The organism is Eoetvoesiella sp. (assembly GCF_035555955.1).
Classification (GTDB): domain Bacteria; phylum Pseudomonadota; class Gammaproteobacteria; order Burkholderiales; family Burkholderiaceae_B; genus Eoetvoesia.
Genome location: NZ_DATMGA010000065.1, coordinates 23,143 through 45,705, shown reverse-complemented (window position 1 = coordinate 45,705; position 22,563 = coordinate 23,143). Strand labels below are relative to the sequence as shown.

Genomic DNA, 22,563 nt, shown 5'->3' with positions numbered 1-22,563 from the left:
CAATGGGACAAAAAGTACACCCGATTGGGTTCCGCCTCGCGGTCAACCGCAACTGGAGTTCGCGTTGGTACGCTAACGACAAGGCCTTCGGCGGCATGCTGGCCGAAGACATCCGCGTACGCGAATACCTCAAGAAAAAGCTGAAAAGCGCTTCCGTTGGCCGCGTGGTCATCGAGCGTCCGGCCAAGAATGCACGCATTACCGTCTACTCGGCTCGTCCGGGTGTGGTAATCGGCAAGCGCGGCGAGGACATCGAAAGCCTCAAGTCCGATCTGCAGCGCCTGATGGGCGTGCCCGTGCACGTCAACATCGAGGAAATCCGCAAGCCGGAAACCGACGCTCAGCTTATCGCCGACTCGATCGCCCAGCAGCTCGAAAAGCGCATCCAGTTCCGCCGCGCCATGAAGCGCTCCATGCAGAACGCCATGCGTCTTGGCGCCCAGGGCATCAAGATCATGAGCTCGGGCCGTTTGAACGGTATTGAAATCGCCCGCACCGAGTGGTATCGCGAAGGCCGCGTGCCTCTGCATACCCTGCGCGCCAATATCGACTACGGTACTGCCGAAGCGCAAACGACCTACGGGATCATCGGTATCAAAGTATGGGTCTACAAAGGCGACATGCTGCCCAACGGCGAAATGCCCGTTGAAACCGCAGCGCCTCGCGACGACGAACGCCGTCCCCGCCGTGCGCCTCGTGGCGACCGTCCGGACAGCCGTCGCCCCGCGGGCGGCCGTGGCCGTGGACCCCGCAAGCCTGACGCCGCTGCGCCAGCGCCTGAAGGAGAATAAACATGTTGCAACCGTCACGCAGAAAATACCGCAAAGAGCAAAAGGGCCGCAATACCGGCTTGGCTACTCGCGGTGCACAGGTATCGTTTGGCGAGTTCGGCCTCAAAGCCACGGGTCGTGGCCGCCTGACCGCTCGTCAAATCGAATCTGCCCGTCGTGCGATCAACCGCCACATCAAACGTGGCGGCCGTATCTGGATCCGCATTTTCCCGGACAAGCCCATTTCGCAGAAGCCTGCCGAAGTTCGTATGGGTAACGGTAAAGGCAATCCCGAGTACTGGGTCGCAGAAATTCAACCCGGCAAGGTGCTCTATGAAATGGAAGGTGTAAGCGAAGAGCTTGCACGTGAAGCTTTCCGCCTGGCCGCCGCTAAGCTGCCGATCGCCACGACCTTCGTGTCGCGTCACATTGGCGCTTAAGGAGACCTCATGAAAGCCAGCGAACTCCGTTCCAAAGATGCCGCCGAGCTCAAGACCGAGCTCGAGAGCCTGCTCAAAGCACAATTTGGCCTGCGTATGCAGCGTGCCACTCAGCAGCTCTCCAATACCAGCCAACTGGGCAAGGTTCGCCGCGATATCGCGCGCGTCCGCACCCTTTTGACTGAGAAGGCAGGAAAGTAAAATGAGCGAAACTCAAAACACCCAAGCAGTCAAGAACCAACGCACCCTTATTGGCAAGGTTGTCAGCAACAAGATGGACAAGACGGTCGTCGTTCGCGTCGAGCGCCGTGTCAAGCACCCTGTTTTTGGCAAAATCATCATCCGCTCCAACAAGTACAAGGCGCATGACGAAACCAACCAATACAACGAAGGCGACACTGTGGAAATCGCAGAAGGCCGCCCCATCAGCCGCGACAAGTCGTGGACGGTGGTGCGTCTGCTCGAAGCCGCACGCGTCATCTAATACAGGCCGGTGGCGGCGCCATGCGTGTCGCCAGTCCGCTTCGCATTGAATGCACAAAGCCCCAAGGGATTTTCCCTCGGGGCTTTTTTTTCGCACGGGGCGGCTGGATGGCCCGATAATGCAAAATTCATCCAGTATCAAAGGAATGTGGTATGACGAGTCATGATTTCACCGAGCCGGACTGGCACGCCGATGCGCAGGCGATTCGACAGTTGGCGCCTCACGGAAAACTGCGTGCTGCGATGAACTTCGGCAACCCGGTTCTGGCACAGCGCGATCCTGTTTCCGGCGAACCGCGCGGGGTCAGTGCCGATCTGGCCCGGGGCCTTGCCCAGCGCCTGGGCGTTGCAGTCGAATTTCATGCTTTCGACACCGCCGGCAAGGTCGTCGAGATCGCCCAGGCCGACGTATGGGATGTCGCTTTTCTGGCCATTGATCCCAAGCGGGCGGAAAGCATCGCGTATACGGCGCCCTACGTGTTTATTGAGGGCACTTATCTGGTTCGCGGGGATTCCGCCTTTCGAAGCGTGAAAGACCTGGATGCGCCGGGAGTGCAGGTTGCCGTGGGCAAGGGGGCGGCATACGACCTTTTCCTGACCCGCACGCTCAAACATGCCGCCATCGTGCGCCTGCCTCTTTCGGAGGATGCCATGGAGCAATTTGCGGATCTGGGCCTGGACGCCGCCGCCGGCGTGCGCCAGCCGCTTCAAGCGCATGCAAAAGAGCACGCGGGATACCGCGTGCTGGACGACCGCTTTACCGTCATCGAGCAGGCAATGGGCTGCCCTCAGGGCCGCGAGGCCGGATCCAGGCTGTTGGAAGCCTACCTGGAATTCGCCAAGCGCTCGGGCTTGGTTGCCGAGGGCTTGCGGCGCAGCGGGCAAGGCGACGCGACCATAGCTTGACGATTCCGGTGTGGGCGAGAGGGAAAAGATCGAATTAGGGGGGCCTCTCGGCTTCGAGCCGTTTGGCGGCTACATCTTTGGCGCGTCCAGGATGAACTGGTTGTCGAATGCTTTTGAAGCATCAATGGGAGCTGGAATCATCTTTTGTTCCACCAGCATGTCGATAGTGGCTTTTGCCGTACTGTCGGACATGTAACCAAGCCCGTGTTCGCGAGTGGCGTCGCTAGTGAATGTTTTGGCGATATCGGCCTTGAGTTGGGCGATCAGGACGTTGCGCCGATTGGCGTATTCTGGATTATCCGCGATGATGGCATCGGCGGTCTTGCCGGGATGTTTGATGGTGAACGCCAGCGCCTGCAGGTAGGCATGGACGAAGCGGCGAACCAGATCGGGTTTTTCCGCAATCATTTTTTCGGAGGTGAGCAAGCCCGAGCCAAAGGCGGCAACCCCGTTTTCCGATCCTAGAAGCACGTGCAACGAACCGGGGCCTCCTGCCTTGGCCTCAAGCTCTGGCAATTCCGCGTCGATATAACCGGGTATGGTGTCGACGCGGCCGAGCAACAGGAAATTTTCCGCGGGCGGTGTAATGGTGCGGACTTCGATTTTGCTCGTGTCAAGCTTATTCGCGGAGGCAAATGCTTTATAGAATAAGAAAGTCGAGCCGGCGGCAAATACGCCGATAGATTTGCCTTCCAGATCCTTGGGGGTATCCAGCTTTGTCTTGGCCAGCGAAATAATGGCGGTGGGATTCTTCTGATTGACGGCCGCAATGGCGACCACAGGGGTTTTTTGCGAGCGCGCGATAGCCAGGGTCGGTAAATCTCCGAATCCGAATTCGCTGGCCCCGGAGCCGACCTGGCGCATGGTATTGACGGAGCCGGTGCCCTTGTTGATGGCCACGATATCGATACCTTGCTTCTGGAAGAAGCCTTCTGATTTGCCGACATAGAAGATGCCGTGGTTTCCTCGCAGGACGAAGTCGAGTTGAACGGTGACTTTGTCGTTGGCTAGAGCGTTGCTTCCCCAAAGTATTGCCGATATAGCGAAAAGGGTACAACCGATTTTCCTGAAGTTTTTCATGTCCCGCCTCCTTGGTTTGTTGGACTAGATTTCCGAGCTGGACGCCCAGGGGATGATGAAGTGCTCGAGCAGCGCGACGGCATAGAAAAGCGCCACGCCCATTGCGGATACGACAACCAGGCTTGCGAACACGAGTGGTGTGTCAAGCTGGCTTGATGCAAACTGTATGAGATAGCCCAGTCCGCGATTGGCACCGGAAAATTCGGCGACAATCGCGCCGATCACGGAAAAGGTCACGCCGATCTTGAGGCCTGCGAACAGACTGGGAAGGGCGCTTGGCACCATGACACGTAGCAGGGTTTCTGTTTTGGAGCACCCTATGGATCGCATCAGAAGCAGCAGATTTGGATCGACACTGCGTAAGCCGGCTATCATGTTGAGGCTGATTGGGAAGAAGCTGATGACGATGATCAGCAGTATCTTCGGCGACAAGTCGTAGCCGAACCAGATTACGAAGATCGGTGCCAGTGCGACCTTAGGCACGGTCTGGAACAGTACGACCAAGGGATAGACCGCCCGTGACGCGGTTGGGAACCGCACGAGCAGCAATGCAAGCACGATGCCCAACACTACCGACAATGCAAAACCGTATACGATGATGGCCAGAGTGACGCCGGAAGAGTCGGCCAATAATTTCGCGTTGTGAACGAGGGAATGGCCGATGGATGAGGGCGCCGCGATGATGATCTCTGGAACCTTCAACCATTTGACGGCCAACTCCCAAAGGATGAGAGTGCCGACGACCGCAAAGACTGCAGGGGAGATTTCCCGCCATCCGCGTCGGGTGATGGCGGCCACGGAGATGTCGGGATTTCCCTTGGTGTTGGTTGTCGTCATGTTCATTCACCATGTCCGGTCATCAATAATTTGCGCAACTCGCGTTCGTAGGATTTGAAGCGCGCCTCTTCCAATGTTTCCATGGTTCGAGGCCGGGGCAGGTCGACCTCGATGCTTTCAATTATCCGGCCCGGCTTTACGCCCATTACATGAATTTCATCGGAAAGAAGCAGGGCTTCCGAAATGGAGTGCGTAACGAAGATGACGGTTTTCTGCGTCTGCGACCAGATATCGAGTAGCGCAAAGTTCAGTTGGTCGCGCGTGATGGCGTCGAGCGCCCCGAATGGTTCGTCCATCAGCAGGATTTCGGGATCCAGCGCGAGGGCTCGCGCAATCGAAACCCGTTGCCGCATGCCTCCTGAAAGCTGGTTGGGGAGCTTGTTCTCGCTGCCCGAAAGTCCTACAAGCGACAGCATTTCTCGGCCTCGCTGCAGAGCGGATTGGGTGGTGTGCCTGTCGCGCACCAACTGGCATAGAAATGCCGCATTTGCCAGGCTGCTTTTCCATGGCAGCAACGCGGCATCCTGAAACACCAGGCCGATTTCGTGGTCTTCCAGTGCATGGGAGACCGGCTGCGAATTGATCATGATGCTGCCGCCTGATGGGGCGACGAGGCCGCCGAGGGTTTTCAGCAGTGTGCTCTTCCCACAACCGGATGGTCCCAAAAGTGTCACGAAGCGGCCTTTGCGCACAGTGAGACTGACGTTGGACAGGACCTCCTGATAGATGGGCCGTAGCCAAGAGCCTGTTGTAAAGCCGACGGTGACGTTGCTGGCTTCGATCAGCGGGAAATCGCTGTGTCGTGCCGCCGCGGGTGTCGAAGATAGGGTTATCGAAGCACTAGGCATGGGTGGATCCAGTGTTTGATGGTAGAACCTCGCCATGGTCGGTTATGGGCACTCCATCCAACGATACGGAGCAGTCGGCCATGGGGATGTCGATATGGCAGCGTGAGTGATTGGAGCCCCCGGCTTCCGAGTTTGGGCCGGTCGAGAAAAGGAAATTGCCCATGAAAGAGCGCGAGTCCATGCCGTGAGACTGAACCTTGTCGCGTAGCCCCAGAGCTCCCCAACTGGCTTTGGGGTGCAGGCCCCAGCCGACATGCGAGATGCCGAATGCGTTTGGGTCGTTGAATGATTCCAGATGCTTGCGCAGATATTTGGCGTCGAATCCGCCCTGGATACTGGTGATGAATCCGTCCGTGATGTCGAGTACGATCTTTGATTGCACATAGGACTTGAACGGGAACATCATGTCTCCCTCATCGATGACGAGGCGTCCATGCGACAGGTTTTCAGTTGGCCAGGTCGAGACGAATGCGCTGGGCCAGTGATCCCAATGTCCTGGTTCGTCGGCATATCCCCATTGCGAAGCGATGGGAAACTGGCCGACAGGCATCGTCAGATCCGTGCCGGCATCCGAGCTCACGTGCATGACTTTGGCGGCTCGCAGTTGCCGTGCCGCTGCCAGGACCCGGTGCTTGTCGTCGGCGTTTGTCGTCAGGCGGGCCAAGACATCGGGAGGTTCTATGATCATCAGCATGCGCGTGCCCGCCGCCAGGATTTCCAGTTGCTCCGGCGAGTGCAGCAGGCCTACGAGGTCGAGTACCATGTCGGCTCTTTTGAGCGTATCGATCACCATGCGGTGGCCCGAAATCGGTGTTGCGGCGACATCGGATCGTTGTCCGAAAGCGCCGCCGCCGACGACGGGCGGGACATCGATGCGGCAGAGATGCGCACCCATTGCCGCCGACGCGCGCATCGCGAGGTCGATGTTTTTCGGATGGCTGGTCTCACCTGTCAAGACGATCAGGTTTTCACCGGTCTGCACTTTGCATAATTGGAGTATCTCGCGCCAGACGGCGAGTTGATGGTCATCAATGATGGGCATTGCTGTTCTCCTGGGTCACTTGGCGGCATGGCCTGATGGGTGGCCAGCCCCCATCTTTTCCCAAATGAGCCGGGAAATATGGCTGGTGGAATCATCCAGTGCGGCCCGCATGCTGAAATGATCGGTGTTTGGGATGACGACGCTTGTCAAGTTCGGCATGACAGTGCGCCAGGCTGTGGCCAAGTCGTTCATTTGCCGTAGATATTCCTCGCCTTCCTTGTCGCCTACGGTCAGCAAAAGGCGGCATGAGGGGTCGCTTGGAGTCTGCATGACCGGACTCAGGCTTGCCGCATCGTTCGGACTCAAGCCTATTTTTTGGTTGACGAAGCTGAGCCGCACCGGCTCGAGATCGTATAGGCCGCTAAGGCTGGTTATGCCCTTGATGCTTCCGGCTTCGAGTTGCGGGTCGCAGAGCAGCATCAAGGCTAGATGGCCTCCGGCTGAGTGGCCGGTGACGTAAATCTGGTCGGGATCGCCGCCGTAACGATGGATGTTCCGGGCGACCCAGCGAACTGCGGCCTGGCATTGCCGTACTTGTTCGGCCATGTTGATGCTGGGTATCAGTCCGTAGTTGATGATCACGTTGACGAAGCCGGCGCCGACGAAACCATGCGCGACATACGAGCAGTCTTTTTTGTCGTTGCTGATCCAGTAGCCGCCGTGAATATAGATATGCACTGGCGCGGATTTCGGCTCGGCGGGGCGAAAGATGTCGAGGCGCTCGCCGGGGGCGTTTCCGTAAGGCAGGTCCAGGTCGCAGGCAATGGTGTCGCGCGCGTGGCCGCTTTGTTGCGCCCATCGCGCGCGATAGGCCTTGAGTGTGTCGGGGGAGATTTTGGCGGCATTATCGTATTCGCGATCAAGATTCGCCTGGTCGTAGGATTTGAAAACGGTGCTTGTCATGGTATGTCTCGCTTGAATTCGGTTGTAGATGCATGAAGCCATCGCGCCAGAGCGATGGTGCGGTCGTCTTCGCCCGGGAATCCCAGCAACTGCAGTCCGAGGGGGAGGCCTCCGCTCTGCAGCAAGGGCAGTGAAACGGCGGGGATGCCTGACAGGGTTCCAGGCACGGCGAAAGATCTGCTTCCCGTGTAGGCGATATCGGCCTTGGCGGGGCCCGACGACGCCAGCGTAATGAACCCTTGCGTGCGAGTGCGCAGCTTGAGGATGGCGGTGCGCAGCTTGTCGCGGATACTCAGAGCTTCTTCATATTGGGTTCGGGATGTGTTGTCGGCGATTGAAATGAGTTCGAGGATCCGTTCGCCGACGAGGAATTCTCCGGTCGCAGCGTAGGCGCGCAACGGCCATTGCGCTTCATAGGCATAGATGGGGATCGATGCCTTGTCCGCTTCAAGGAGAAGATCTTCGAGCTTGTCGATTTCCGGATCGGAGCGGCGATCCGCAATGGCGACGCCAGCCGATTGCAGAGCATGCAGCATGTTTTCGAAGGCGATCCTGGATGCTTCGTCGGTTTCCTGCCAGCCTTGGGTGTCGAGGCGCACCAGCGTGCTGGGCGCCGATGGTGCGGGAAGCGGCGTGTTCGTGGCGAGATCCAGGCCGATCCGTCCCGGCGCGGCGGCAGCGATTGCTGTCGTGATCGCCCAGGCATCGGCCAGATTCAGGGTGAAGATCCCAAGGTGATCGAGTGTGGGCGCCAGCGGCGCGACGCCGTCGATACACAGCAGGCCGTGTGTGGGCTTGAAGCCGAACACTCCACAGTAGGAGGCGGGCCGAATGGTGGATGCCTGGCTTTGAGTTCCAAGCGCGGCGGGAACCATGCCTGCGGCTACGGCGGCGGCCGATCCACTGGATGATCCGCCCGGAGTCAGTGTCGTATCGGCCGGATTGCGGGTGCGAGGCGAGCGGCCGCAGGCGAATTCGGCTGTTGCGGTCTTGCCGAGGAGCACGCCGCCGGCACGCTTGAGAGCCAGAACGCAGGCAGCATCGCGTCTTGGTTGGAAGCCGGCAAATATCGGACTGTTCATCTCGGTTGGCAGATCGCGAGTCTCGATAATGTCTTTGATGCCGAAAGGCATCCCGTCCACCGCTGAAATCGGTCGCCCGGCCCGGTAGCGGACACTGGCGTCGTCAGCTGCGTGGCGGGCACCATCGATATTCAGATTGACGAAGGCATGGATTGCATCGTCGCGCAGGGCGATTTCCTCCAGGCATCGCTCCAGAAGATGGCGCGGTGAATCCTCGCCCGACAGAAAGGCAGGGATGTGGCGGGAAAAAGATAGGCTTGCGAGTGCCGGGCCGTGGTTGTTTTCGAGGTTCGGCTTCATCTTCGAGATACCTTATCCATAAGAGCCATAAGGAGCGGGGAATGTCTTCTGCTTGAAGAGCGTCTTCCTCCGTCTGTAGTGACTAGTGGGTTGATGGATCGTCGAGCAGCCGGATTGGCCGCCCCGCGAGATAGGCGGAAATGTTTTCGACCATATCGTGATAGAAGACGGAGTACACCTCCTGCACGGCAAAGCCTAGATGGGGGGTAAGCACCACGTTGTCCAGAGACAGGAGGGGGTGGCTTGGTGATAGAGGTTCTTGATGAAAGACATCGAGTGCGGCATTGATTTTCCTGGCTTCGAGCGCCTCGATCAGCGCTTTTTCGTCGATGAGAGGGCCCCGAGACGTGTTGACGAGAAGCGCGCCTCGCTTCATGCGTTGGATCTGCGTTGCACCGACGAGACCGCGTGTAGCGTCGTTGAGCACGACGTGCAGACTGATGACGTCGCTGCGGCTGAAAAGCTCGTCCTTGGTGGCCAGGGAGGCGCCGCTTTCCTGCGCGCGTTCGGGAGTCAGGCGAGGGCTCCAGGCAAGAATGTTCATCCCGAAGGCGCGTCCGACGTGTGCTACCTGTCGACCAATGCGGCCAAGCCCGACAATGCCCAGGGTTTTTGAATTCAGGGTGGAGCCAAGCGTTGTTTGCCACCTTCCCGAACGCAGCGCGCGATCCTCTTGCGGCAGGTGCCTGGCCGCAGCGAGGATCAAGGCCCAGGTTAGTTCGGTTGTCGGAAATTCACTGGACCCGCTGCGTGTGCAGGACACCGTGATCCCGTGTTTGTGCGCCGCCGCTAAATCCAGCGTACGGTTATGCGTTCCAGTGGCGCAGATGAACTTCAGGGCTGGGAGTCGGGCAATAAGGGAGGCCGGAAGGGGTGTGCGCTCGCGCAATAAGCCGATCATGTCGAAATCACGCAGGGCTTCGGCGGCATCGTCCTCGCTGGAAAAGGGCTGTGTGAATACTTGAATATCCACGTGCTGCTGGATGGCGGACCAATCCGCCGCCGTTCGCGCCGCATTTTGATAGTCGTCCAGGATTGCGAGTTTGCGTGTCCCCATGCAATTCTCCGAGATGGTGTTTTTGTGCCGCTGCTTGACTCCTAGGGATTAATCTACACGGTAATCAAAATGTTTTCAATACTATTGTCTACAATATGTTTATTGAGTTAATATACGCTCAGGGAAGATGCAGGCAATGCTTGCTCTTGAAGCATCATGATTTATGGTGGTAATGGCTTGCGAAATGGCCGTACGACCATTCAATTGGGCTGGCGGCGTCTAATACCAGCAGGGAAACTTGATAAAATCGACGGTTGTGCCAGTGACAAAGAGTATTTGGGGTGCGGTTTCCAGCGCGCTGGACACTTTGCGCCCATATGCATGGAACCGCGCATCCAAACTTGCCGTTCGACGAAAATGAGAGCGAGTCTAGGAGATAGTCTTGAATAACGACGTGTCGACGTTGCGCATACTTCGGTCTAGTTCCCTTCCTGGGGCTATTCAACAAGAAATATGCCGAATGATTCTCGACGGTACGTTCGAACCTGGCGACAAGCTCGGTGAAGCTGAGCTCGCTTTGCAACTGGGCGTAAGCCGAGGCCCCATCCGCGAGGCTTTTCGGGGGCTCGAAGAAGCCAAGCTCGTTCGCTTTACCCGCAATCGAGGCGTGTATGTCCGTGAAATCAGCATCCCGGAAGCGACAGAGATCTATACAGTTCGTGCTGGGCTCGATGATCTGATCGGACGCATACTGGCTCCCCAAATAACAGAAGGCCAAATCAGTGAATTGCAGGGGCGGATCGTTGCCATGGAACGTTGTTATTCCAGCGGGAATATTCAGGAATATTTTTCCCTCAATATGAGCTTCCATGATCGTATCGCCGAAATGGCGGGTAATCAGAAGCTGCTGGAAATCTACCGCCGGCTCATGAACGAAACACTACTTATCCGGCGTAGGGGTTTGACGCGGGGAGGGGGATTCTCCGTGTCGAATCAAGAGCACCAGCTGATTGTGGATGCTTTGGCTACCAAAGATCCAGATCGGGCGGCTCTTGCCATGACCGAGCACGTAAGGCGCGGTCAAGAACGGCTCATGAAGTCTTTGCAGGTGCCACAGCCGGCCAATACCGCGACGGCTTGACTCTGGGTTCTCCATTTTTTGAGCGTGGGCAATTCCAATAGCTTGCGTTTGGATGCTTCGCTTTATAAGAATTGTCACCTATATTATTGTCGACAATAAACAATCAAATATCAATAAACCATATATAACTGTTTTCATTTTTGGGGAAAATCCGAAATGATCGTGCCAAGCCCATCCACTCAGCCGCTGCCCGGGATTACCGTTCAGGCCGTTGATTTCATAGATCAACTTTCCTACGAAATGCTGCCTGAAAAGGCGCTTGAAATTGGACGCCGCTGCATGCTCGACGCCGTCGGTTTATATCTGGCTGGTGCCTCTGAGCCGTGCACGCGTATTCTGGTTGAGCAGGCCAGAGAGCAAGGAGGGCGGCCTGAAGCACTATTGCTGGGTGCGGGCGACATCAAGGTACCCGCCGCTCTGGCGGCGCGCGTACTGGGAACGGCAGGGCATGCGCATGATTGGGACGACACCCAAGTGTCGAGGGATCCTGAGCATATATACGGGCTGTTGACCCACCCCACCGTGCCGCCGTTGACTGCCGCCATCGTGGTGGCGCAGCGTATCGGTGCGGTGAGCGGCCGGCAGTTCATGCTTGCATTCCAGGCCGGATTCGAAGTCGAGTGCAAGATTTCCGAGTGGATGCGGCCGCGCCATTATCGTCGCGGACATCACTCCAGTGGGACCGTAGGCACTTTCGGAGCATGTGTAGCGGCCGCAAAATTGCTCGGCCTTGGCCGTAAGGAAACCGCCAATGCGCTGGGCATTGCAGCAAGCCTGGCTGCGGGGATCCGCGTCAATTTCGGCACGATGACCAAGCCGCTGCATGTCGGTAGGGCGGCGGAAAACGGGGTTACCGCTGCATTGCTTGCCGCTCGCGGGTACACGGCCGACTCTCAGGCCCTTGATGGGCCGTGGGGGTTTTTCTCCGTTATGGGAGAGGGCCTGGATGAGTCGAAAGCGCGGGAAGGTTTCGGACGAATCCTTACCATCATAGAGCCTGGCGTCAGCATCAAGCCGTTTCCTTCCGGCATTCTTACCCACCAGACCATGGATGCCATGCTGGCGTTGATCCAGCAGCATGGTCTGAAGGCTGGTCGAGTCAGGGCGATCCGCTTGCATGCGGGTAAGAATATTCTCGAACCAATCCGGTATCCGCTGGCACGGACTCACCTCGAGGCTAAATTTTCGATGCCCGCGCTACTGGCCATGCTGGTGCTCAAGGGGCGCGCCAGCCATCATGAGTTCAGTGATGCCTTCATCCAGTCGCCGGAAATGCAGGCAATGCAAGGTCTTGTTGAATTGCACAACGATCTTGAAATCGATGCCAAAGGATACGACAAGATTCGCTCGCGCATCGAAGTGGACATTGACGATGGCCGTACCCTGATCCAATGGGCTGACGAAAACTACCGTGGGGGTCCGGACAAGCCCATGACCGATGCCGATGTGGAAGAAAAATTCCGTATCTGCGCAGAAGGTGTGCTTGACGCCGAGCGGCAGGCGCGGCTGGCTGAAACGGTGTTGACCATAGACAAGCTGCCCGATGTATCGGCGCTTACCAGCCAGCTTGTTTTCGGCGATGCGACATGATGGCGGGGTACTGGGAGCGAGGGTAGAGGACGCTCCCAGGATGGGGTTCAGGCGGTTTCGATGTCCGCCAGGTTCTCTTTCTTGACCAGCCTTTCGAGCACGCGCCGCGACTGCACTCCGCCCGCGTCGATGTTCAGCATGAGCAGGTGACGGCCCGGATACTCGGAAAGGTTTTTTTGCTGGGCTTCCAGCACGGCCAGATCCTGGTGGAAGATCTTGCCCTGGCCCTGACGGATGATCTCCGTGATTTCGGCGTCGTCCGGCTTCCAGTTGCGCGCCATGCCCCAGAAATACCAGTGGGACGTTTCGGTTTCGGGGGTCATGAAATCGACCACGATGGTGCCGATCTTGTCCTCGCGAGCGGCCTCGAAGCCGCCCTTGCCCGCGAAGGCGACGCCGACGTCGATCAGAATGTTGGCCGGAGGCGTGAATCGCGAGATCTGCCATCGGTCCATGGGCTCGTCGGCGGGCATGCCGTTGTAGCGCAATTGCAGCTGGAAGAAGGGCGGGGCGACGATATTGCTCATGTACCGGCTGGTAACGATGCTATCGCCCTGCACGACCGTGTTGACGGGAACCTTGTCGATGGCGTGATGGCCGATGCTTTCCGGATGGACGTAGGTTTCGTGGGTCAGGTCCATGAGGTTGTCGATCATCAGGCGATAGTCGCAATTCAGATGGTACATGCCGCCGCCATAGGCCCAGTCCGGGTTGTCCGCCCATTCCAGGTGGGGAATGAGCGATTCGTCCGCGAGTTCGGGGTCTCCGGGCCAGATCCAGATGAAACCGTAGCGCTCGACCACCGGAAAGGTCTTGTTGGCGGGGAAGCCCGCCACGCGCTGCATGGGCATCGAGGCGGCCTTGCCGTCGGCGCCCATGGCCAGGCCGTGGTACCCGCAGACCAGGTTGCCGTCCTGGACGAAGCCCAGGGACAGGGCCGCCCCGCGGTGAGGACAGAAGTCCTCGACGGCGGCGACCTTGTTTTCCGGCCCCCGGAAGAAGGCGACCTTTTCCCCGCAGATTCGACGGCCCAAGGGTTTTCCGTCGATTTCATCCGGCGTGCAGCCAACATACCAGGCATTTTTGAGAAACATGATTGGCTCCTTAAGCTGGTTGCAGAGTGGTTTGCGTCTATTCGGTCTTGCCCGTGTTCAGCACGTTCTTGATGGTGTCGAACTCGACGTTGTACAGCTGGCCGTCGACGCGTTCCACCTTGCGCACGTATATGTTCTGGATGAAATCGCGGGTCTTGGGATCGAGTGTAACCGGCCCGCGCGGGCTTTCGAAGCTTTGGCCCTTCATGGCGGCCAGCAGGGCATCGCCGCTTTTTATGTCCTTGGTGGTCTTTATGGCGTTATAGATGACGTGCATGCCATCGTAGCCCGCCACGCCGAAGAAATTGGGCCGTTTGCCCTTGCTGAGCTTCTCGAAGTCGGCAACGAACTTTTTGTTCATGGCGGAAGGATGGGCCGCCGAGTAGTAGTCCGATGTGATGGTGCCCAGCGTTTCGTCGCCGGCTGAATTGAGATAGTCGTCATCGGTGACAGCGCCATGGGCCAGCAATTTGATGCCCGCCTTGGCCAGGCCGCGCGCCGCGTATTCCTTGAGAAGGGCTGCGCCGGGGCCGGCCGGCAGCATCACATACAGGGCGTCGGGTTTCAGGTCGCGAACCTTGCGCAGGAAAGGTGCGAAGTCGGGGTTGGCCATCGGCACGCGAATTTCGTCGATGATCTGCCCGCCGGACCCGCTGAAGAATTCCTTGAAGGCCTTTTCCGACTCGTAGCCCGGCGCGTAGTCGGGGACCAGCGTGACGACCTTTTTGATGTCGTGCTTGGCGGCCCACACGGCGGTGCCCATGGTTACCTGGGGAATGGTGCCGCTGGTGCGGACGGCATAGGGCGTGGCATTGATGACGACCAGGGTCTGGGCCGCCATGATGACCATGGGCGTCTTGGTTTGCGTGGCCATGGGCGCGACGGCCAGGGCCAGCGGCGTCAGGCCGAATCCGGCAAGCACGTTGACCTTGCCAGTGACGAGCAGTTCCTGGGCCAGCCGTTTGGTGTTGGCGGGATCGCCGGCGTCGTCGCGCAGCACGATCTCGACTTTCTTTCCGTCCACTTCAGTGCCGAATTGCTTGAGGTAGGTTTGCACGCCGGTCTCGATTTGCCGTCCGGTGGAGGCGAACGGTCCGGTCATCGGCAGGATGAGGCCCACCTTGAAGGTGTCCTGTGCGGCCGCGGCGTTGCCGACCGGCAGGCCGCCCAGCGCCAGCGCGGCGGCGATTGCCGTGACTTGCAGGAAAGACCGCTTTTGTTTCGACGTTGCCGTGGCGCGGTCTTGGGCGAGCAGGCCGCGCAGGCGGCGAAGCGTGGGGGATGCGTTTTGCATGTAGAGTCTCCGAGGTTTTAGTTATGAAAGCCGCTTTGGCTATTCCATGGCTTCGCGCCAGAGATCCAGTGCCTGTTGCACCGGCCGGTCGGAATAGCTGAACATCACCGTGTCGCTGTCCGCCTCAAGCCGGTAAGGCATCCAGGAGGGGCAGACGAACACGTCCTTGGGACCGAACTCGAGAACCTGATCGGCAATACGGCACCGGCCTTGTCCTTCGACGACGGCGTAAATGGTGGAGTCGGTGGAGCGGTAAGGGGCGCCGGCGAACCCGGCTGGCAGCAATTGCATGAACGTGCCCATGGTGGGAATGGCCCAGTCGCCCGTGATCGGGTTCGTGTACTGCAGCTTATGGCCCCAGCAGGCGTGCGGCTCGTCATTGACCCTTAGGGTTTCGAGCGCTTCGCGGGTGCGATCGTAGGGGTACCAGAACAGCGGCGAAGTGTGAGAGCGCGCCTGGTACTCGACCGGCTTCATGGTGTTGCCGAACCTGGCAAGATTGGTATTGGCGCTTTGGCTGGTTTGCTGGAACAGGCCCTGGCCCTTTTCCATGAATTGCGCATCGAGCACTTCGACGATGGGCAGATCCAGCCCGTCGAGCCAGACCATGGGCTCGTCGGACGTATTGCCGTGGTCGTGAAAGGCCCAGGAGGGGGTAATGACGAAATCGCCGACGCTCATGGTGACTTTCTCGCCGTTGACGGCCGTGTAGGCGCCCTGCCCCTGCAGGATGAAGCGCAGCGCCGACTGGGAGTGGCGGTGCACCGGAGCGATTTCGCCAGGCATGATCAGCTGCAGCCCTGCGTAAAGGCTGTGCGTGATGCGGGTCTTGCCGCGCAGGCCGGGGTTTTCCAGCACAAGAACGCGCCGCTCCGCCTCCTGGGCGGTGATGAGGCTGCCGGCTTCCAGCAGCCAGGGCCACATTTGCTGCCACTTCCATAGATGCGGCAGGCAGGGGGTATTGGGCTTGGCGGTGATGATGCCGTGCAGCACTTCCCATAGCGGGGTCACGTTGGCGCCGCCGATTTTCTCGTAGAAACACTGGCGCTCAGACGATGCGGGTTTATCCGTTTGCGACAACAATTCCATTTTGTCTTCCTTGGCGTTGATTCGGGTTTTCCCGGGTGCGGCGTGTGTGCCCATGCGGGTTCCCGCGGATGTCGAGCTCAGTCTGGGCCATTGTCCTCATGTGGGCAATAAGGCAATCTTGATAAGGCTTATCGCATTTTTAAATACTCCTTTCGCCAGCAGGTAGCGGCCCCCCCTTTCAGCCCGAGCCGTTCGAGAGGCGTTAACAGATCTCTGATCTTCCGGCGTTCGTGGGCGTTGCGTATTCGAATTCCCAATAGCGGCAATCAACACTGCTTTATTGACGGTCGGCGAGCAAATCACCGACGATGGCGCCACAAGCCTGCCAGGTTTTGCGGCGGCTTTTCATGCCATTACGATAAAGGAGACAGTGTTGAGCACGTCTGACACCATTTTGATTTCGGGGGGCGGTCTGGGTGGTCTCACGACAGCCATCGCCTTGTCCCGTCAAGGCCGTTCCGTCCACGTGCTGGAGCAGGCGCATGAAATTTCCGCCATCGGCTACGGCATACAGCTGGGCCCCAATGTATTCAACGTCTTCGACCGCCTAGGCGTCGGCGACGCCGTCAGGGCGATCGCCGACTTCCCGGATTCCGTCGTCATGACCGACGCGGACAGCGGCGAGACGCTGATCGACATTCCCGTGACGACCCCGGATTACAAGCAGCGTTTCCGCAATCCCTACGTCGTGGTGCATCGGGCCGACATCCATAATGTCCTGCTTGACGAATGCCTCAAGGCGCCCGGCGTCGAGATCACGGTGAACGCCTGCGTGACCAGCCACGAGGATCTGGGCGACCGCGTGCGCGTCACTTGCGCCGACGGCCGCACTTTCGAAGGGGCGGCGCTGATCGCCGCCGACGGCCTCAAGAGCCGGATCCGCGATGCCCTGGTCAACGACAAGCTGCACCCCATCGGCTATGTCGCGCATCGAACCATCGTCGACATGAAGGACATCCCCGCCGACTTCCCCCACAAGAAGGACGTCGTCCTGTGGGGCGGGCCCGGCTACCATGTGGTGCACTATCCGCTTCGGCACGGCACGCTGTTCAACATCGTCGCGGTGTTCAAGGATCCGGCGCCCAATCACGGCGACCAGTACGTGACCCACGAAGAAGACGTCCAGCACGTCTATGCCAACGCCCACCCGGCCTTGAAGAGCATTCTTGCCCTGATGGATCTGGAGCGGCGCTGGGTGATCGCCGACCGGAACCCGGTTCGGCAATGGAACCGGGGCCGTGTCGTGCTTCTGGGAGATGCCGCGCACCCGGTGCTGCAGTCGTACGCGCAGGGCGCGGGCATGGCCATCGAAGACGCCGGTTGCATTACCAACCTGCTCGAGCAGTACGATTATGAACGCGCTTTCGCCGAGTTCTCGAAGCGGCGCGCCATGCGTACGGCGCGCATGCAGCTGGAGTGCCGGGACGTCTGGAAGTTCTATCACGAAGAAGGCATCGAGCGCGACGTCCGCAACATGCGGCTGGAAGGGCGGACTTCCGAGGACTCCTACAAGTGCCTGGACTGGATCTGGAATGGCGGCACCAATCCCGTCGTCAGCGGGGCGGCGGCCTGATGCGCCGAGCGGTGGCGGACGCTAGTGCTGGTTGTCCGCGGGATCGCCGTCTTGCGCCGGATCAACCGGAGGCAGGTCGACGAAGGTATTGAAAATGATTTGCCGCAGCCAGCGGTTGGCCGGGTCGTGATGATAGCGTTCGTGCCAGTATTGCCGGACTTCGTAGACGGGGGTGGGGAAAGGGATTTCGAAGGCCTTTACCCTGCCGCTCTTGGCCAGCGTATTGGCCAGGCGGGCGGGAACGATGGCCAGCAGGTTGGTGGCGACGATCATTTGTTCGAGCCCCAGGAACGAGGAGACCCGGAGCTTGATCGTGCGGCTTATGCCCTGGGTGTGCAAATGCTTGTCCAGCAACGAATGGCCGGTGCCAGGCGCGACGAGAGACAGATACTCTTCTTTCAGGAGCTGCTCGGTGCTTAGTGTTTGGCCGGTAAGGCGCGGGTGCTCTTTTCTGGCAATGCAGGAGTAATGTTCGGCGAACAGCCGCTGTTGGTAGAAACCCGTGTTCACTTCCGCGGCATAGCCGATTGCAAGGTCGATTTCGCCTTGCGCCATGGCCAGGGGGGTTTGGTCGTTCAGGTCGGTGGAGTCGATCTGGACGTGCGGCGCGGCCGATTCGAAGATGGTCAGCAGTTCGGGCAGCATGACTATTTGGGCCACATGGCTCAGTCCCAGCTGGAACCTGCGCAGCGAGCTTTCAGGGTCGAAGTGGACGAGCTGGCCGCGATTCGGCCCAAGCAGATCCAGGAACTGTTCTATGGGGGCGATGAGGGTTTGCATCAGGGGGGTGGGCATCATCCCCTCTGGGGTTTTGACGAATAGCGGGTCGCAGAAATGCGTGCGCAGATTGCCCAGGCGCACGCTGATGGCGGGTTGGCTCAGGCCCACATGGCTGACGGAGCCCGAGACGCTTCGGGTTTTATAGATTTCCTTCAGGATGAGGAAATCCGACAGGTCGAGGTTGGCCATGGGATGTGGGTTGCGGACTGTATTTAAAAAGGCAATTCAGGCTATTAAGGGTAGGGCATTGTGGCTGCCTTAGCAATGCCAGAGAATGATTTTTCTAACGAGGATACATCATGCGCATATGTCGGTTTAACAAGGATCGCCTGGGAGTGGTCGATGGCGGGTCGGTTTTCGATGTTACGGCGGCACTGGATGTCTTGCCGTCCAGCCGTTATCCACTGCCAAGTTTCGATCCATTCATTGCCAATCTTGGGCAGGTGCGCCAGTGCATCGATGAGCTTCTGCCGTCGGCCGCCCGGCTGGCCCTGGAAGACGTGCAGTTGCTCAGCCCCATTGCCAATCCCGGCAAGCTGGTGGCGGCCCCGGTAAACTACACCAAGCATCTTGAAGAGGCCCGCGCCGATGCGGGTGTCCACCACAACGGCAAGATCGAGGAAATCCAGCGCATCGGGCTGTTCCTGAAAGCGAACAGCTCCATGGCGGGGCCCAGCGAAGGCGTGGCCATACGCCACCCCGAACGGCGCAACGATCACGAAATCGAACTGGCGGTGGTCATCGGCAAGCCGGGGGTTGGAATTTCCCGCGCCGATGCATGGAGTTATATCGCGGGCTATTGCATAGGCCTGGACATGACCGTGCGCGGCCCCGAAGAGCGCAGCCTGCGCAAGTCGGTCGATAGTTACAGCGTGCTGGGCCCCTGGTTCGTCACGGCGGACGAACTTCCCGACCCGACCAGCCTGGATTTCCAGCTTACGGTCAACGGCGAAGTCAGGCAAAGCGCGAACACCCGGGACTTGCTCATGGACATTCCGGCGCTTATCGAATTTGCCTCCTCCTTCTATACCCTGCATCCGGGCGACGTCATTTTTACCGGCACCCCCGAAGGCGTGGGCCCGGTGCACGCCGGAGACCTCATCGTTGCGGAATTCGACCAGATCGGACGCATGGAAGTTGCCGTCCGGGCCGCATAGCGCACGGGGCCGGCCATGAGTTCCTCCGAGAGTTCCCGCGTCTACATTCACGAGGTGTCGGTGCGGGATGGATTCCAGATCGAGCCGGAGTTCATTCCCACCGAACAGAAGATCGCACTGATCAATGCGTTGAGCCGCACCGGGGTGGCCAAGATAGAGGTCACGTCGTTCACGTCGCCCAAGGCCATTCCGGGCCTGGCGGATGCCGAAGCCGTGATGTGCCGGATCGACCGGGTTCCCGGAGTTCAGTATGCGGCGCTGGTGCCCAATATGCGGGGCTGTGAGCGCGCCTTGGCCTGCAAGGTGGACGAAGTCAATATGGTGATGTCCGCAAGCCAAAGCCACAACATGGCCAACTTGCGCATGACGTCCGGGCAATCGCTGGATCAGTTCGCCGAAATCGCCAGGGCGGTGGACGGCAAGGCGTTCCTGAACGCCTCGCTGTCCACGGCATTCGGCTGCCCGTTCGAAGGCGATGTGCCCTTGGCGCGGGTGCTGGACATCGTCGACCGGTTCGCCGATATCGGCATGCAGGGCGTCACGCTATGCGATACGACGGGTGTCGCGAATCCGCGGCAAGTCAGCGAGGTTTGCCAGGTGGTGCGCGATCGCTGGCCCGGCCTGGTGTTCACGGCGCATTTTCATAATACGCGCGGCATGGGCCTGGCCAATGCATTGGCCGCGTTGCGGGCGGGCATCGACCGCTTCGACGCCTCGCTCGGCGGATTGGGCGGCTGTCCGTTCGCGCCGGGGGCTAGCGGCAATGTCTGCACCGAGGATCTGGTGCACATGTTCAACGCCATGGGCTACGCAAGCGGCGTCGATCTGGAGGGCCTGCTCGAACTGGCAAGGCTTTTGCCCGCCATGGTCAAGCATGACATCCCCGGGCAAGTGGTGAAGGCGGGTCCGTCGACCCGGCGCTATCCGTTGCCAGGCGGGCAGGGCAATGCCAGGCAGGCTGCCAGCCCTTCATGCCGTTGATCCACCGTCGCAGCACCGTGCGCGGCTTCCAGTTTCCTTTAGCGGGTTGAATACCATGGCAGCAGCATTGACCTTGTTCGAAAAGCTTTGGCAGCGTCATCTGGTCGACGAGACGTCGGACGGTCTTTCCCTTTTGTACATCGACCGCCAGCTCGTGCACGACGTGACCAGCCCGCAGTCGTTCGAGGGGCTGCGCTTGTCGAGCCGCAAGGTGCGACGCCCCGAAACCGTGCTGGCGACGGCCGACCACAACGTCCCGACGGCTCATGCGGAACGTGTGTCGGGCGAAGCGGGCATCGTCGACGCCCTGTCGCGCATTCAGGTCAGGCAGCTTACGAAAAACTGCGACGAGTTCGGGATCACCGAATACAAGCTGGGCGACAAGCGCCAGGGCATCATTCATGTCATCGGCCCGGAACAGGGCGCGACGCTGCCCGGCACGACCGTGGTCGCCGGAGACTCGCACACCAGCACGCATGGGGCTTTTGCGGCCCTGGCTTTCGGTGTCGGGGCGTCGGAGGCCGAGCATGTGCTGGCAACGCAATGCCTGTCCATCCGCCGGATGAAATCCATGCAAATCAACGTCGATGGCGAGCTTCCACGCGGCGTCACGGCAAAGGATCTGATTCTCTGGATCATCGGGCAGGTGGGAACGGCGGGGGCGACTGGCTATGCCATCGAGTTCACCGGCAGCACGATCCGCTCGCTATCCATGGAAGGCCGGATGACTCTGTGCAATATGGCGATCGAGGCGGGCGCGCGAGTCGGCCTCATCGCCGTGGACGACAAGACCATCGATTACGTAAGAGGCCGGCCGCTGGCCCCCAAGGGCGCGGACTGGGACGCGGCGATGGCGTACTGGCGAACCTTGCACAGCGACGAGGGCGCGCAATTCGACCGAACCCTCGAGGTCGACGCCACCTGTTTGCGCCCCATGGTCAGTTGGGGAAACTCGCCGGAGATGGTCGTGCCGGTGGACGGCAGCGTTCCGGATCCCGCGTTGCAGTCGGACGCCGTGCGGCGCCGCAACATGGAATCGGCGCTGGCCTATATGGGCCTGGAGCCGGGCGAGGCCATGACGCAAATACAGCTCGACAAGGTTTTCATTGGGTCCTGCACCAATGCGCGCATCGAGGATCTACGCAGCGCGGCCGCCATGGTGAAGGGCAGGCGCCTGGCGCCGACCATCAAGCAGGCGCTGGTGGTGCCGGGCTCGGGCCTGGTCAAGGAGCAGGCCGAGCGCGAGGGCCTGGATACGATTTTCACCGCTGCGGGTTTCGAATGGCGCGAGCCTGGCTGTTCGATGTGCCTGGGCATGAATGCCGATCGCCTGGCAAAAGGCGAACGCTGTGCCTCGACTTCCAACCGCAACTTCGAGGGCCGGCAGGGGGCGGGAGGGCGCACGCATCTCGTCAGCCCCGCCATGGCCGCGGCTGCCGCCATCGCCGGCAGCTTTGTCGACATAACGAACTGGTAAGGAGCAACCATGGAAGCATTCATTTCGCTCGACGGCCTGGTCGCTCCGCTGGATCGCCGCAACGTCGATACCGATGCCATCGTGCCCAAGCAGTTTCTCAAATCGATAGCGCGTACGGGATTCGGTGCCCATTTGTTCGATGAACTGCGGTTTCTCGACCCCGGCGGGCTGGGCCAGGATCCCAAGTCGCGCCGCGCGAATCCGGAATTCTCCTTGAACGAGCCCAGGTATGAGGGCGCGCAGATCCTGTTGACGCGCGAGAATTTCGGTTGCGGCTCGAGCCGCGAGCATGCTCCCTGGGCGCTGCACGATTATGGCTTCCGGGCCTTGATCGCCCCCAGCTTCGCCGACATTTTCTTCGGCAATTGTTTCAAGAACGGCCTGCTTCCCATTGTGCTGGACACGGCCATCGTGGACGAATTGTTCAATGCCGTGAGCCGCAACGTGGGCTACCGCTTGTCGATCGATCTTCCCACGCAGACGGTCAGGGCTCCGTCGGGAAAAGCGTGGAAATTCGATATCGAGCCCGCGCGCAAGCGCAGCTTGCTGGAAGGCCTGGACGACATTGCCCTTACCTTGTCCGCCATTGAAAAAATCCGCGCCTACGAGGCGCAGCGCCGCCGGCAAGAACCCTGGCTGTTCGAACGCGCCTGATGCCGGGCGATCCGGGTGCCTCGGTATCCGGCGTTCGCGCTACTT

At 59.7% G+C, this 22,563-nt stretch carries 23 protein-coding genes; 12 read left to right on the top strand and 11 right to left on the bottom strand.

Translation table 11 applies throughout. The annotated features are described in order from the left end of the window. The first annotated feature begins 2 nt into the window (after positions 1-2). The 5 genes from rpsC to VNT00_RS14890 all read left to right on the top strand — a co-directional run bounded on the left by rpsC (position 3) and on the right by VNT00_RS14890 (position 2,599). Positions 3-791, top strand: a complete 789-nt coding sequence (rpsC, locus tag VNT00_RS14910) for a 30S ribosomal protein S3 (RefSeq protein WP_325588848.1) — start codon at positions 3-5, stop codon at positions 789-791. A 2-nt stretch (positions 792-793) separates the two neighbouring features. After that, complete coding sequence (gene rplP, locus VNT00_RS14905) at positions 794-1,210, top strand: 50S ribosomal protein L16 (protein ID WP_165023282.1); 417 nt, start codon at positions 794-796, stop codon at positions 1,208-1,210. Positions 1,211-1,219: 9 nt separating this feature from the next. Continuing rightward, positions 1,220-1,411, top strand: a complete 192-nt coding sequence (rpmC, locus tag VNT00_RS14900) for a 50S ribosomal protein L29 (RefSeq protein WP_325588844.1) — start codon at positions 1,220-1,222, stop codon at positions 1,409-1,411. A gap of 1 nt (position 1,412) precedes the next feature. Continuing rightward, positions 1,413-1,694 (top strand): 30S ribosomal protein S17, encoded by a 282-nt coding sequence (gene rpsQ, locus VNT00_RS14895; RefSeq protein WP_325588842.1) that lies wholly within the window; start codon positions 1,413-1,415, stop codon positions 1,692-1,694. 152 nt (positions 1,695-1,846) lie between these two features. Next, positions 1,847-2,599, top strand: a complete 753-nt coding sequence (locus VNT00_RS14890; protein ID WP_325588840.1) for an ABC transporter substrate-binding protein — start codon at positions 1,847-1,849, stop codon at positions 2,597-2,599. Between the two features lie 69 nt (positions 2,600-2,668). Here the strand turns inward: VNT00_RS14890 and VNT00_RS14885 are convergent, their stop codons facing one another. The 7 genes from VNT00_RS14885 to VNT00_RS14855 all read right to left on the bottom strand — a co-directional run bounded on the left by VNT00_RS14885 (position 2,669) and on the right by VNT00_RS14855 (position 9,748). Beyond that, positions 2,669-3,679 carry an ABC transporter substrate-binding protein gene (locus tag VNT00_RS14885; RefSeq protein ID WP_325588838.1) on the bottom strand — a complete coding sequence of 337 codons (1,011 nt, stop codon included), beginning with the start codon at positions 3,677-3,679 and terminating at the stop codon, positions 2,669-2,671. 24 nt (positions 3,680-3,703) lie between these two features. Further along, on the bottom strand, positions 3,704-4,516 hold the full coding sequence (locus VNT00_RS14880) for an ABC transporter permease (protein WP_325588836.1): 813 nt from the start codon (positions 4,514-4,516) through the stop codon (positions 3,704-3,706). 2 nt (positions 4,517-4,518) lie between these two features. Further along, entirely contained in the window at positions 4,519-5,364 is an 846-nt protein-coding gene (locus VNT00_RS14875) for an ABC transporter ATP-binding protein (RefSeq protein WP_325588834.1), read from the bottom strand. Beyond that, on the bottom strand, positions 5,357-6,406 hold the full coding sequence (locus VNT00_RS14870; RefSeq protein WP_325588832.1) for a 2,5-dihydroxypyridine 5,6-dioxygenase NicX family protein: 1,050 nt from the start codon (positions 6,404-6,406) through the stop codon (positions 5,357-5,359). The genes VNT00_RS14875 and VNT00_RS14870 overlap by 8 nt, the downstream gene beginning before the upstream one ends. Before the next feature lie 15 nt (positions 6,407-6,421). After that, the gene (locus VNT00_RS14865) at positions 6,422-7,309 is read right to left on the bottom strand and encodes an alpha/beta hydrolase (protein ID WP_325588830.1); all 888 of its coding nucleotides are present in this window, start codon (positions 7,307-7,309) and stop codon (positions 6,422-6,424) included. Continuing rightward, positions 7,306-8,691: an amidase gene (locus VNT00_RS14860; protein ID WP_325588828.1), complete on the bottom strand. Its 1,386-nt coding sequence runs from the start codon at positions 8,689-8,691 to the stop codon at positions 7,306-7,308. Before VNT00_RS14860 ends, VNT00_RS14865 begins: the two co-directional genes overlap by 4 nt. 82 nt (positions 8,692-8,773) lie before the next feature. Further along, positions 8,774-9,748 carry a D-2-hydroxyacid dehydrogenase family protein gene (locus VNT00_RS14855; RefSeq protein WP_325588826.1) on the bottom strand — a complete coding sequence of 325 codons (975 nt, stop codon included), beginning with the start codon at positions 9,746-9,748 and terminating at the stop codon, positions 8,774-8,776. A gap of 394 nt (positions 9,749-10,142) precedes the next feature. Here VNT00_RS14855 and VNT00_RS14850 point away from each other — a divergent pair, with 394 nt between their 5' ends. Then, on the top strand, positions 10,143-10,829 hold the full coding sequence (locus tag VNT00_RS14850) for an FCD domain-containing protein (RefSeq protein ID WP_325588870.1): 687 nt from the start codon (positions 10,143-10,145) through the stop codon (positions 10,827-10,829). A 156-nt stretch (positions 10,830-10,985) separates the two neighbouring features. Further along, complete coding sequence (locus VNT00_RS14845) at positions 10,986-12,419, top strand: MmgE/PrpD family protein (RefSeq protein WP_325588824.1); 1,434 nt, start codon at positions 10,986-10,988, stop codon at positions 12,417-12,419. 47 nt (positions 12,420-12,466) lie between these two features. Here VNT00_RS14845 and VNT00_RS14840 read toward each other — a convergent pair whose 3' ends face one another. From VNT00_RS14840 to gtdA, 3 genes are read right to left on the bottom strand one after another with little or no spacing between them, the layout of a single operon-like run. Next, entirely contained in the window at positions 12,467-13,513 is a 1,047-nt protein-coding gene (locus tag VNT00_RS14840; RefSeq protein ID WP_325588822.1) for an aromatic ring-hydroxylating dioxygenase subunit alpha, read from the bottom strand. A 37-nt stretch (positions 13,514-13,550) separates the two neighbouring features. Then, positions 13,551-14,807, bottom strand: a complete 1,257-nt coding sequence (locus VNT00_RS14835; protein ID WP_325588820.1) for an ABC transporter substrate-binding protein — start codon at positions 14,805-14,807, stop codon at positions 13,551-13,553. Positions 14,808-14,846: 39 nt separating this feature from the next. Beyond that, complete coding sequence (gene gtdA, locus VNT00_RS14830) at positions 14,847-15,896, bottom strand: gentisate 1,2-dioxygenase (RefSeq protein ID WP_325588818.1); 1,050 nt, start codon at positions 15,894-15,896, stop codon at positions 14,847-14,849. Between the two features lie 373 nt (positions 15,897-16,269). Between gtdA and VNT00_RS14825 the strand changes: the two genes are divergently transcribed. Next, the gene (locus VNT00_RS14825; protein ID WP_325588816.1) at positions 16,270-17,469 is read left to right on the top strand and encodes an FAD-dependent monooxygenase; all 1,200 of its coding nucleotides are present in this window, start codon (positions 16,270-16,272) and stop codon (positions 17,467-17,469) included. Positions 17,470-17,490: 21 nt separating this feature from the next. Here the strand turns inward: VNT00_RS14825 and VNT00_RS14820 are convergent, their stop codons facing one another. Beyond that, positions 17,491-18,438, bottom strand: coding sequence for a LysR family transcriptional regulator (locus VNT00_RS14820; protein ID WP_325588814.1), 948 nt, complete (start codon positions 18,436-18,438; stop codon positions 17,491-17,493). A gap of 110 nt (positions 18,439-18,548) precedes the next feature. Here VNT00_RS14820 and VNT00_RS14815 point away from each other — a divergent pair, with 110 nt between their 5' ends. From VNT00_RS14815 to leuD, 4 genes are read left to right on the top strand one after another with little or no spacing between them, the layout of a single operon-like run. Next, the gene (locus VNT00_RS14815) at positions 18,549-19,406 is read left to right on the top strand and encodes a fumarylacetoacetate hydrolase family protein (RefSeq protein ID WP_325588812.1); all 858 of its coding nucleotides are present in this window, start codon (positions 18,549-18,551) and stop codon (positions 19,404-19,406) included. 15 nt (positions 19,407-19,421) lie between these two features. After that, positions 19,422-20,387 (top strand): hydroxymethylglutaryl-CoA lyase, encoded by a 966-nt coding sequence (locus tag VNT00_RS14810; protein WP_325588810.1) that lies wholly within the window; start codon positions 19,422-19,424, stop codon positions 20,385-20,387. Between the two features lie 55 nt (positions 20,388-20,442). After that, positions 20,443-21,864, top strand: a complete 1,422-nt coding sequence (gene leuC, locus VNT00_RS14805; RefSeq protein ID WP_325588808.1) for a 3-isopropylmalate dehydratase large subunit — start codon at positions 20,443-20,445, stop codon at positions 21,862-21,864. A gap of 9 nt (positions 21,865-21,873) precedes the next feature. After that, the gene (gene leuD, locus VNT00_RS14800; RefSeq protein WP_325588806.1) at positions 21,874-22,518 is read left to right on the top strand and encodes a 3-isopropylmalate dehydratase small subunit; all 645 of its coding nucleotides are present in this window, start codon (positions 21,874-21,876) and stop codon (positions 22,516-22,518) included. Positions 22,519-22,563: the final 45 nt, after the last annotated feature.